At 46.5% G+C, this 13,008-nt stretch carries 9 protein-coding genes; 4 read left to right on the top strand and 5 right to left on the bottom strand.

What is annotated here, in order from left to right; genetic code table 11:
* Window positions 1–36: 36 nt before the first annotated feature.
* The 4 genes from M3180_RS20940 to M3180_RS20925 form a co-directional block, all read right to left on the bottom strand.
* Complete coding sequence (locus M3180_RS20940; protein ID WP_251671110.1) at window positions 37–1,644, bottom strand: Na/Pi cotransporter family protein; 1,608 nt, start codon at window positions 1,642–1,644, stop codon at window positions 37–39.
* A 183-nt stretch (window positions 1,645–1,827) separates the two neighbouring features.
* The gene (hisJ, locus tag M3180_RS20935; protein WP_251671108.1) at window positions 1,828–2,649 is read right to left on the bottom strand and encodes a histidinol-phosphatase HisJ; all 822 of its coding nucleotides are present in this window, start codon (window positions 2,647–2,649) and stop codon (window positions 1,828–1,830) included.
* A gap of 134 nt (window positions 2,650–2,783) precedes the next feature.
* On the bottom strand, window positions 2,784–3,281 hold the full coding sequence (locus M3180_RS20930) for a pyridoxamine 5'-phosphate oxidase family protein (RefSeq protein WP_251671107.1): 498 nt from the start codon (window positions 3,279–3,281) through the stop codon (window positions 2,784–2,786).
* 137 nt (window positions 3,282–3,418) lie between these two features.
* The gene (locus M3180_RS20925; protein ID WP_251671105.1) at window positions 3,419–4,273 is read right to left on the bottom strand and encodes a VOC family protein; all 855 of its coding nucleotides are present in this window, start codon (window positions 4,271–4,273) and stop codon (window positions 3,419–3,421) included.
* Between the two features lie 278 nt (window positions 4,274–4,551).
* On the opposite strand from M3180_RS20925, the gene M3180_RS20915 reads away from it, so the two are divergent.
* From M3180_RS20915 to M3180_RS20905, 3 genes are all read left to right on the top strand, one after another.
* Window positions 4,552–7,326, top strand: a complete 2,775-nt coding sequence (locus M3180_RS20915) for a beta strand repeat-containing protein (protein WP_285855831.1) — start codon at window positions 4,552–4,554, stop codon at window positions 7,324–7,326.
* Between the two features lie 183 nt (window positions 7,327–7,509).
* A complete protein-coding gene (locus M3180_RS22810) occupies window positions 7,510–9,477 on the top strand; it encodes a collagen-like protein (RefSeq protein WP_285855830.1) in 1,968 nt (655 codons plus the stop codon).
* Between the two features lie 192 nt (window positions 9,478–9,669).
* On the top strand, window positions 9,670–10,365 hold the full coding sequence (locus M3180_RS20905; RefSeq protein ID WP_251671103.1) for a BclA C-terminal domain-containing protein: 696 nt from the start codon (window positions 9,670–9,672) through the stop codon (window positions 10,363–10,365).
* A gap of 93 nt (window positions 10,366–10,458) precedes the next feature.
* Here the strand turns inward: M3180_RS20905 and M3180_RS20900 are convergent, their stop codons facing one another.
* On the bottom strand, window positions 10,459–12,303 hold the full coding sequence (locus tag M3180_RS20900; protein ID WP_251671101.1) for a patatin-like phospholipase family protein: 1,845 nt from the start codon (window positions 12,301–12,303) through the stop codon (window positions 10,459–10,461).
* Window positions 12,304–12,368: 65 nt separating this feature from the next.
* Between M3180_RS20900 and M3180_RS20895 the strand changes: the two genes are divergently transcribed.
* Window positions 12,369–12,851 carry a GNAT family N-acetyltransferase gene (locus M3180_RS20895; RefSeq protein ID WP_251671099.1) on the top strand — a complete coding sequence of 161 codons (483 nt, stop codon included), beginning with the start codon at window positions 12,369–12,371 and terminating at the stop codon, window positions 12,849–12,851.
* Window positions 12,852–13,008: the final 157 nt, after the last annotated feature.

The raw sequence follows: 13,008 nt of genomic DNA, 5'->3' as shown, positions 1-13,008 counted from the left end.
TATAAAAAATACCTCGAGTCTCTATCTCGAGGTATTTTACTTTAGAATATATTCAGCTATGTTCTTGCTATGATCTCCGATACGCTCTAAATTGCTTAGCATATCCAGAAATATTGCCCCCGCATTGCCTTTGCAAAGATTTTCATTCAATCTTGAAAAATGTCCCACACGGAACTCGTGCTCCATCCGGTCAAGATCAGCTTCTCGTCCACGCACATCTGCAGCAGCTGAGCGGTCATTATGCTCTAGTGCATATAGCGTACGTCCAATTATCCAATCTGCAGCATCGATCATTTCATGCAGCTGACTAATAGCCACTTCTGATAATTGAACGCGGTTACGCGTACTATACTCTGCGAGCTCGACGATGTTTTCAGCATGATCACCAATACGTTCAATATCGTTAACGACATGCAGCAGTCCAGTTAATTTCTCAGATTCTCCAGCTGTTAGATCATGCTGATGAATAGCTACCATATAATCTGTAATCAAGCGATTAAGCTCATTGACTAGTGCTTCTTTTTTCAAGGCTAGATTAGCAGAACGACTGTCCTGCTCAAAAAAGTATTGCGAAGCGTGCATTAACGTTTCCCTTGCTATATTCCCCATGCGTAATGTTTCATTTTGCGCTTGCTCAAGTGCCATGCTTGGCGTTGCAAGGAAACGTTTATCTAAATATTGAGCCCCAAACAAAACCTCTGCTGAAGGTTGATGTGTTTGTATTAAAGACTGGGTGATACGTAGTAACAAAGGTACGAAGAGTATACAGACCATTCCAGTCAATAACTGGAACAAGCTGTAGGCAATCGCTAGCTCAATATTCATAGTTGCTGCTTGTCCTAGAGACAACGATAGCTCAATCAGTGGCTTCTGCAGCAGCAAAAACAAACCGGTACCGATAACAGAATACAGCACTTGAATAAATACTACGCGCTTTGCTCTAATACTGGCACCAATGACAGCTATGCATGCAATGACGGCAGATCCGATATTACTGCCTAACATAATTGGAATTAAGCCTTGAAAATCGATCAACCCTTCCTTGGCGATCGTTTGTAGAACACCCATCGCAGCATTTGAGCTTGTAAGCAGTACGGTAAGTACGATTCCTGCTAATAAACCTATCACCGGGATATCCGATAAATTCATTAGAAAAGAAGTAACTCCCTCTGTTGAGCTTTGGAGTCCGTTTCTTACAATCGATAACCCGAGAAAAAGTGTACCGAAGCCTAGAATAATTTGCCCGATATATTGGATTCTCTTATAATGCACAAATAAAAATAAAATTACACCCATGGTGATAATCGGTAAAGCATAATTCTCAATGCTAATACCTACGATGAACACGGTAAAGATCGTACCAATATTGGAACCAATAAGGACATGAATGGCTTGCCTAATGCTTAATATACTCGCATTCATCAAACCAATGATTAGTATTACCGCTCCGGTAGCACTCTGAAACAGCAACGTAACTATAATCCCAACAGCTATACCTAGCAAAGGGTGAACGGTATAGGATGCAAGCAAATGCCTAATCTGATCTCCTGCCGTTTTCTGCAAGCCATCAGACATATATTTAATGCCGAATAGAAATATCGCTACTCCGCCTACAAGATGAAAAATTAAATCTTGTAACCCCACATTCCCCTCCATCAAAACTGGCATTAAATTTCACTGTAATGCCTGCAGTGAATTTGTAACATAAATGAAACATTACATTCATTTGTCCTTAATATTCTTTGTCTATACTTCTAATTGACCCCCTTTTTAATGATATATACACTTTTGAACCCTCAGCCCGTTGCTGTGGGTTCCTTTTTTTATTTACTTACTACTTACTATTTGTTCATACCAGTTCCAAAACAACCCAACCTGCTCCGGCTTATGCGCGTCGGAGCCATAGACTACAGGTATATCTAACTCCATGCACTTCTTTATAAACCACTCTGGCACGTATTCCTGCTCACAGCTGGTCACTCGAAAGCCTGCAACATTTACGTCAACACCTACACCATTTGTCTGAAGTAAAGGCAGCAAACGCTCTAAGCGAGCGTGGAACTGAGCCTCGTTTAATGAAGGCAATTGTTTTTGAAATTTACGAATTAGATTAATATGACCTATTCTCGCGTTCATCGGCAGCTTACCTGCCTGCTGAATAGTCAGCTCTATATGATCAAAATAAACATCTACAAGCTTCTCCATGGAGCCGTAATAGGCTAACAGGTTCTGCTTGAGATCATCTGAGGTAAAATCAACACAGTAGTTTCCATCTGCAGCTGGTAAGTAATGTACGGAATAGATGACCTCTTCTAGCACATGCCCCCATTTTGTAACAAGCTGATCGGTGTAATCCTGACGACCATGCAAATAATCCAATTCCAGTCCAATAACAATTTCAATCTCTTTTTCGTATTTCTTTTTTATATTCATTACATATTGAAAATATTGTTCTAGTTCATGCTCGGGCATTCCCAGCTCATCAAACAACTTGCGATCATTTACCCAGCCGATTGGCAGCGATGGGTGCTCTGTGACTGAATAGCGCTGAAAGCCAAGTGCAATCGCGCGTTCAACATATTGTTCAAGTGGCGCATCGCTTCCATGATAACAAAATTGAGTATGGGTATGACCGTCCCACTTTAACATCGTATCTCCACCTTCTATATCATCTCATTCTTAATATTCTACATGATTTGAATGGGATAAGGAATATACTCGGATCAAGAAGCACTAACGAAAATAGACTCAGTCCTGTTAGAACTGAGCCTGTCCTTTGTTGTTTAACCTTGCAAATTTACAATTTCGTTTGTATCTGATGTCTCAGCTTTATTACCTGTCAGCTTATTAATCATTTGTTTCATAAGCTTTAGTTTATTTCCCATGTCCCAATATTCAGCTGTCTCTGCCTTAACTTTAATTAGTATGAGATTAGGATCATCACTCGTTGTATCCAGCAGCTTCTCATAGGCGACATTCCAGAACTCTTTTATTTTTTCTCTATCATTAATTAACTCGGCTGTACCTCGAATCGATACATACGATTGACCAGCATAGGTAACATTAACCTGCGGATGCTGCTTCAGCTCATCATACTTCTCTGTATCCTTCATCGTCAAAAACCATAAGTCACCGTCAAATTCAACCTCCTGGGTTTTCATCGGACGTGATACAATGCCATCCTTGGTTATAGAAGTAAGCATGGCGATATCAATCCCTTTAATTAATTCCCTCACTTTTTCGATTGCATCCTGATCTTCAGTTACATTCTTATCTGTCATCTTCATACCTCACTTAGTGATTTTCTTTTGATTATCTTTAACAAAAATGACGATAGATACTCACAAGTCTGTAAATGAAAAAACGTGCAGGCTTCATGAATTTCTCATGAAGCCTGCACGTTCATTCGTTACAACCTTTATTTCAATATAATGCCGATGCCGAATGGATCGACAGTATAATAATGATCTCCTCTTGCCTCTACCTCATGTCCGAACTGCTTTAAGCGTTGAACAACAGCTTCTTTTTCCTCTGCAGAGCTTAGATGGATTGTGTATTCCTTCAGTCCTGTTGCATTCGCAGGCAGTGGAGTCGCACCCCTGCCATTCCATATATTAAGACCGATATGATGATGGTAGCGTCCTGCGCCGGTAAATAAAGCACCATTAACTGACCAGTCCAGCTCTAATGAAAAGCCCAGCTCATCGCAGTAATAACGTTTCGCCTTGTTGAGGTCAGATATATGAAGATGGATATGCCCCATCACAGTATTTTCATCAATACTAGTAAATGGACGATCATCTGCCTCAGCTAAAATCCCTTCCCAATCGATCGGATCTGTCGCCATTCTCACCATATTATTGCTGTCATATTGCCACTCTGAGCGAGGACGATCCCGGTAGATTTCAATTCCATTTTGATCAGGGTCGGATAGATACAGTGCCTCACTTACTAGATGGTCAGCTTGACCGACACCAATTCTTAATTGAACAAAATGCTTCAAAATATTCCCTAATGCCTTACGTGTAGGTAGTAATAATGCAAAATGATATAAACCTGTATGTCCACGACGACTTCCAGTATATGGTTCATTTACTACCTCAAGCTCAAGCAAGACATCCTTTCCGTTAGCAGACAAGCTTGCTTGAGTCTCTGTGACTTGAATAGCCTTCAAGCCAATTACCTGTTCATAAAAAGCAACTGATCTTTCTATATTCGAAACTTTAAGCGCAACTTTCCCGAGACTAAGAGCTGGATCTATTTGGTTACTCATTTCATATCACCTCTTAAATTTATAGTTACTTAATTTAATAAAGTAAGTATATCGGATACTTATATTTATGTCAACGTAGTTATTCCCTATAGGATTTGTTTGTATCAAGAATCTTTTATGCAAGCATCCCTTATAAAAAACTATAATTCAAATAAAATCTCATTATTAATCTTGCATTTTAATATTTAAACTATTTATTTCTATGAAAATAGTAATTTCACACATACACTTTCAATTCTCGTCCCATATGATATAGAAGATCAGGGAGGTGTTAAATTTTGGGAAATAAGTTTAATAGCGATAACAATCCTTCTTACGAGAAGGAAGTAACAACTAGTGGGATTCGTCCTATTGGAAGTCGTGGTCCTACAGGACCAACGGGACCAACAGGCCCACCAGGAGGGGTCACACCAGGTACTTCTTTATTTTCGATTGTAGATCCGGCTAATCAAACCGTATCTGTCGATGCAGGAGATCAACTTATCTTCGATTCTTCCACTCTTTATATCGGTGTTTCTGAAGGTTCTGCCATCGTAACAATTGATATGGATGAGAATTATGGAACTACGGGTCCGACAGGAGCTACTGGTGCGACGGGTGACACTGGACCGACTGGTGCGACTGGGGCAACGGGTGCAACGGGTGACACTGGACTGACAGGTGCGACTGGGGCAACGGGTGACACCGGACCGACTGGTGCAACTGGGGCAACGGGTGCGACGGGTGACACTGGACCGACTGGACCTCCAGGAGGTGTCATACCTGGAACTCTATTATTCCCTGTTGTGGACAATAACAATCAAACCGTAAACGTCGCTGCTGGCGAGCCACTAATCTTCGAATCTTCAACACTTAATATCAATGTTTCTGAAGGATCTACTATTGTAAGCATTGATATTGACGAATCAATCGGAGTAACAGGTGCTACTGGTGATACTGGACCGACGGGTGACACTGGACCGACCGGCGACACTGGACCGACGGGCGACACTGGACCGACGGGCGACACTGGACCGACGGGCGACACTGGACCGACTGGTGATACTGGACCTACCGGCGACACGGGTGCAACTGGTGATACTGGACCGACTGGTGACACGGGCGCTACCGGCGCGACTGGTGATACTGGACCTACAGGTGACACGGGGGCGACTGGTGCAACTGGTGATACTGGACCTACAGGTGACACGGGGGCTACTGGTGCAACTGGTGATACTGGACCGACCGGTGACACGGGGGCTACCGGCGCGACGGGTGATACCGGACCTACGGGAGATACAGGTGCTACTGGTGCTACTGGACCTACCGGTGACACGGGGGCTACTGGTGCAACTGGTGATACTGGACCTACAGGTGACACGGGCGCTACTGGTGCAACTGGTGATACTGGACCGACGGGTGACACGGGAGCTACCGGCGCGACGGGTGATACCGGACCTACGGGAGATACAGGTGCTACTGGTGCTACTGGCGACACTGGACCTACCGGCGACACGGGCGCTACTGGCGCAACTGGTGATACCGGACCTACGGGTGACACGGGCGCTACTGGCGCGACGGGTGATACCGGACCTACGGGAGATACAGGTGCTACTGGTGCTACTGGCGACACTGGACCTACCGGCGACACGGGGGCTACCGGTGATACTGGACCTACGGGTGACACGGGCGCTACCGGCGCGACTGGTGATACTGGACCGACGGGTGACACGGGCGCTACTGGCGCGACGGGTGATACCGGACCTACGGGAGATACAGGTGCTACTGGCGACACTGGACCTACCGGCGACACGGGGGCGACTGGTGCAACTGGTGATACTGGTGCGACTGGGCCAACTGGCGACACTGGACCTACCGGCGACACGGGGGCGACTGGCGCGACGGGTGATACCGGACCTACAGGTGACACGGGTGCTACTGGCGCGACGGGTGATACCGGACCTACGGGAGATACTGGTGCTACTGGCGACACTGGACCTACCGGCGACACGGGTGCTACTGGTGCAACTGGTGATACTGGACCGACGGGTGACACTGGACCAACGGGTGACACTGGACCGACTGGCGACACTGGACCGACTGGTGACACTGGTGCAACAGGCGACACTGGACCGACTGGCGACACTGGACCTACCGGTGACACGGGGGCTACCGGCGCGACTGGTGATACTGGACCTACCGGCGACACGGGGGCGACTGGTGCAACTGGTGATACTGGTGCGACTGGGCCAACTGGCGACACTGGACCTACCGGCGACACGGGGGCGACTGGCGCGACTGGTGATACCGGACCGACAGGTGACACGGGTGCTACTGGCGCAACTGGTGACACTGGACAGACTGGTGACACTGGGCCGACTGGTGATACTGGACCGACGGGCGACACGGGTGCGACTGGTGATACCGGACCTACAGGTGATACTGGACCGACTGGCGACACTGGACCTACAGGTGACACAGGTGCGACTGGTGACACGGGACCTACAGGTGACACTGGGCCGACTGGCGACACTGGACCGACTGGTGACACTGGGCCGACTGGTGACACTGGTGCAACAGGCGACACTGGACCGACTGGCGACACTGGACCAACTGGTGATACTGGACCGACGGGTGATACCGGACCGACCGGCGACACTGGACCGACTGGTGACACTGGTGCAACAGGCGACACTGGACCGACTGGCGACACTGGACCAACTGGTGATACTGGACCAACGGGTGACACTGGGCCGACTGGTGATACCGGACCGACCGGCGACACTGGACCGACCGGCGACACTGGACCGACTGGTGACACTGGACCGACTGGCGACACTGGACCAACGGGTGACACTGGGCCGACTGGCGACACTGGGCCGACTGGTGACACTGGACCGACGGGCGACACTGGACCTACAGGACCGACGGGCCCACCAGCAGAGCCGATAACTTTGACTATTGGAACGGTAACAACTGGCGACCCTGGTACTGCAGCTGATGCAACCATAACAGGAACGTATCCTGATTTCATTCTTAATCTAACCATTCCACAAGGACCTACTGGTCCGTAAAGAAAATATAAATCATAATCTCAATCAATAAATGACCATCAGTTTACATTAGAGGGCGTAATGCCCTTAGTGTAAACTGATGGCTTTTCTTTCGAAACTACTTTTTCTATGAAAATAGTATTTTCACACAGTCATATCGAAATATCATTCATAAGATATAGAAGATTAAGGAGGTGTTAAATATTGGCAAATAAGTTTAATAACGAAAATGATCCTTCTTACGAGAAGGAAGTAACAATTAGTGGAATTCGTCCTGTTGGACGTCGTGGTCCTACTGGACCAACGGGACCAACAGGACCACCAGGAGGAGTCACACCAGGCACTTCTTTATTCACTGTTGTCGATCCCGCTAATCAATCCGTACCTGTCGAAGCAGGAGATCAACTTATCTTCGATTCATCCACTCTTTATATCGGTGTTTCTGAAGGCTCTGCCATCGTAACTATTGATATGGATGAGAATTATGGAGCTACAGGTCCGACGGGTCCAACAGGAGCTACGGGTGACACCGGTGCAACTGGTGCGACTGGCGCTACTGGGGCGACTGGTGATACTGGACCGACTGGACCTCCAGGAGGAGTCATACCAGGTACTCCTTTATTCACTGTTGTAGATCCGAGTAATAATTCCGCAACTGTGGATGCAGGAGATCAACTAATTTTTGATTCATCTACGCTTAATATTACTGTTACGGAAGGGTCTGCTATTGTAACTCTGGATGTTGACGAATCGCTAATCGGAGCGACTGGGGCGACAGGTGCTACTGGACCAACTGGCGACACTGGGCCAACTGGCGACACTGGGCCAACTGGCGACACTGGACCGACTGGTGACACTGGACCAACTGGCGACACTGGTGCGACTGGTGACACTGGACCAACTGGCGACACTGGACCGACTGGTGACACTGGACCAACTGGCGACACTGGTGCGACTGGTGACACTGGACCGACTGGCGACACTGGGCCGACTGGCGACACTGGACCAACGGGTGACACTGGGCCGACTGGTGACACTGGACCGACTGGCGACACTGGACCGACTGGCGACACTGGACCGACTGGTGACACTGGGCCGACTGGTGACACTGGGCCGACTGGTGACACTGGACCAACTGGCGACACTGGACCGACTGGCGACACTGGGCCGACTGGCGACACTGGACCAACGGGTGACACTGGGCCGACTGGCGACACTGGACCGACTGGTGACACTGGACCGACTGGTGACACTGGACCAACGGGTGACACTGGACCTACGGGTGACACTGGACCTACGGGTGACACTGGACCGACTGGCGACACTGGACCGACTGGTGACACTGGACCTACGGGTGACACTGGACCGACTGGTGACACTGGGCCGACTGGCGACACTGGACCGACTGGCGATACTGGACCGACTGGCGACACTGGACCGACTGGTGACACTGGACCGACTGGCGACACTGGACCAACGGGTGACACTGGACCGACTGGTGACACTGGACCGACGGGTGACACTGGACCGACTGGTGACACTGGGCCGACTGGTGACACTGGGCCGACTGGTGACACTGGACCGACTGGTGACACTGGGCCGACTGGCGACACTGGACCAACGGGTGACACTGGGCCGACTGGCGACACTGGACCAACGGGTGACACTGGACCGACTGGACCAGCCTTCGAAGAAGGCTTCTCTGCAACATCAGCCTTAGCTGGTGTTACTGCTTCAGCACAAATTGCTCCATGGACTGATGCAGCACCGTACTTCAACTCTGGAGATTTCGACACTACTACAGGTACATTTACTGTTCCTGAAACAGGAAGATATGCATTCATGGCTACTATTAACTACTCTACTACTGCTGCTATCTCTGTAACTCTAGGAGCTGGAATAACACCATCGTTTGTAATTCGTAGAACTACTCCGCTTCCTGAGACTGATCTAATTTCAGGTCTATTCCCTATCTTAAACGTTGATCTACCGCTTGGACTCTTGTCTCTAAGAGCTATCCTCGGAAGTGGCACTGTAACATTAGCTGGAGAAGTCGAATTAACAGCTGGAGATACAATTGGCTTGTTCTATGAAGCCGACGGATTAACCATAGGACTTGATCTAGGTGGAGCTGCTGCACCAATTGTGTGGTCAGCACAGCGTATCACTTAAATCTATTAGTCAAGTATTCTATTAACCAAAAGACAGAAAAAGACATTCTGATAGCAGAATGTCTTTTTCTATTTTTCAATCTATTCATACTTCGATTGAGACCAAAATCTATCAACATAGTAAATTAGCTCAAGCAGTTAATGTAACAACTTCATATATTATAGTACAAGACTAAGGAGGTGAAATATATCTATGGACAAACATCAGAAAGACATGACGGTTGAAAACGAAGTATTCATTAGTGGGATTCGACCAATTCTTCGAGGACCAACAGGGCCGACTGGACCGACAGGACCGACAGGACCGACAGGACCTTCGGGTTCAATTGGTCCAGCTGGTGCTACGGGTGCGACTGGCGCCACAGGTGCGACTGGCGCCACAGGTGCGACTGGCGCCACAGGTGCCACTGGCTCTACGGGTACTGCAGGTGCTGCAGGTGCTACAGGTGCTACGGGTGCTACGGGTGCTACAGGTGCTAGTGGCGGAATCTCAAGCTTCTTAACTGCATGGAGAGAAGACCCAGGCACTGGCACAGATTCAGTTGCAGCCGGTGCTGCGATAACGTACACAGATGGAAGTTCAGTAGGACCAGCATTTACACCATTCGTCCCTCCATCTAGCACAATTACGATACTGCAAACTGGGTTCTATCAAGTGTTATTCACTATTCACAATCAAGGCAATGCGCAAGGTTTTGATTTAGAACTGAACGGCACTCCAGTAACTGACACTCCATTTACAGGAGATGGAGGAGGTCCTATCTCTGCGGAAATTATTATCCAAGTCACGACAGTTCCAAGTACACTACAAATTGTAAACAATGATAACGTTGCTGTTAACCTTCACAGTGATACAAATGCAACACTTACCATTCTAAAACTTGCCTAAGCTATGAAGGTTTTATGTGTTACAAGTGTTAGATTATATCGAATAATCAAAAAATACCGATTGCAGGTTAAAGAACTGTAATCGGTATTTTTCTTATAGCCGTATTCGAGGATGAATCGCATGAATATGATGACGTGCAGCTTCTGTACCCGCATCCACATAAGGCTGTAAATCCTTAAATCCTGTAACGATATGATCTAGATTAGGACGAATGACAATATCTGCGAGCTGCAATTCTTCCGTAACAATTTTCGTACTCATCATGTCGATTGTATTAAGCAAAGATTTTACAAAGTTCTTCGGTATACCTTTAGTAAAATTCTCGGTACATACATTTACAGCGATAACCAAATCAGCCCCCATGCTTCGAACTAAAGCTGCGGGCACTGGATGTACAACTGCCCCATCAACTAAGGTTTTCCCTTGATATTGCACGGGTCTCATCAGCGCTGGAATAGCTGTACTTGCTCTGATCGCTTTTGAAAGGGAACCTTCTCTCATAATATGCGGCTCACCTGTGTTGGCATCAGATGCAATTGCTGCGAATGGTTTCGGTAGCTCCTCTATTTTTAATTCTCCAAGATAGCTTTCAATAAAATGTGCTAACGGCTCATTATGAAATATAGATCGCTTCGGAAACGTGAAGCCAACGATATTATTCCATCTCAATCTCTTAATTACCTTCTCAAGATCAAGTAAATTCATTCCAGCTGCATATACTCCACCTATTACGGAGCCTACACTCGTCCCAGCAATATAATCAATTGGAATACCTTCTTGCTCCAGCACCTTCAACACACCAACATGACTAATCCCTCGTAAGGAACCGCTTCCGAGCGCAAGACCAACTCGTGGTCTAACACCGGGCGGCTTCGCTCTTGAAAATCTTAAATGCGTAGATTGAATCGTTCTACCTTCGCTCAATAAGAATGCTGCTTCAATAACAGAGATTAGCTCCGATACATTATTCATCAGGTAAGGAAATAGTGTTAACGTGCGGATTGCTTCTTCAGATATTAAGTCATGATTGCCATTTTCCTTCTGAACAAAATGCTTTGCCAACAATGCGATGTCCTGCGTGCGCTCTCTTAGTGGCGGTACGTGAAGAGTAACAGCAGCACCCTCCAACCTTTTTAAAGAAGTGACAATAACATTCATGTTCTGTACAACGCTGAGAAGCTTGTTCCATTCATCCTTAGGTAGATTTTCTGCTTGATCAATAATGAGTGTACCTTTACCTACCGCGGATACAATAGAAGGCCATTCATTCCAATTTATTTCTTCAGCGCGAAGTGATAATACAGGTTCGGAATTGCGATGTGACTTATAATGAATTTGCTTAGCTGCATGTGTCTTTCCGACGCCTGCTTCCCCATAAACTACGATTAAACCGTTATGCTTACTGGCATGATGAATTGCTGACTTTACTGATTGTATTGCTTCACTTACGCCGATAAGCTCACCGAACTTTTCACGGTCATCGAGCTCATTGCGCTTCATAAAGTACAGGCTTTTTGAATACTCCTCTGCAACCCTATCATTCGACTGTTGAATTCTACGTACCATAGACTCAATCATATGCTTTCGAAAGGCTTGACTTTGATCCATTAGATATAGCAAGCCTTCACGATTGAGTGCTAACAGCTTAAGGGGGCAGCTTGCATAGACGGAAGCACTAACTGGATCACCAGTCAAGCAGGACATTTCTCCGAAGAAGGCACCTTCTGATAATGTAGTAATTGGAACAACACTAGGATGCTCCAATTGTATTCGAACCTCGCCTTGCTCTATAATAAACAATTGATTACCATTCTGACCTTGACGGAGAATAAGCTCCCCCTCTTCATAGGTGCAGCAATTGACAAACGATAACAGCTCATGTAGCTGTTCCTGTTGAAGTTGTGAAAACATGGGCAGTTGTTTTAATGTTGTCAACATGGTTCGGATCCTTTCTAGAAAAGTAATGAATGGGTTATAAGAGTAGATACATAAGGAGTGCGACAATGAAGTCGATGTTACAGCTTAGTGTAATGAGTGAATGTGATGCTAGAACTGTATGTACTTGGGTCTATTCATCCCCATATCATATTTATAATTGGCCCTCTTGGGAGGAGATGTGCAAGAAGGAACTAGAATTTTCTGATCATACGATTCGAACAGAACAATATTGCTGCATTTATCGCGAACTAGAGCTAATAGGCTATATTCAGCTATTCCCACTTGAGCAGGTTATACGATTAGCCATCTTCTTATCTCCACAACACTGCAACCAGGGTCTTGGACAAGAAGCAGTTGCTTTAGCAATAAAGGAAGCACTTAGAAGAAATGCTGAAGCAGATATTGATTTAGAAGTTGAGTGTTGGAATAGACGTGCTATCGCTTGCTATAAAAAAGCGGGTTTTAGCATTACAGATCAATATCAGTATATGCAAAGAGGAGTTAGCAAGGAAGTATACTGTATGGTTTATAACCGTTTACTGTCCTAATGTAGCCTACATTTCTACAATTTTCAATACTTGAATCAATTTCATAAATCTAAAGCCTTGCTAGATCTAGCTTTCTAATGTACAGAAAAAGGAGTACCTCCCTAAATCTCGAATTGATTAAGTGACCAAACGAAACCAATGAGATGAGGTGTACTCC

Source organism: Paenibacillus camelliae, from assembly GCF_023715345.1.
GTDB lineage: Bacteria > Bacillota > Bacilli > Paenibacillales > Paenibacillaceae > Pristimantibacillus > Pristimantibacillus camelliae.
The sequence above is the reverse complement of the archived record's forward strand: the minus strand, read 5'-3'. Positions and strand labels throughout refer to the sequence as shown.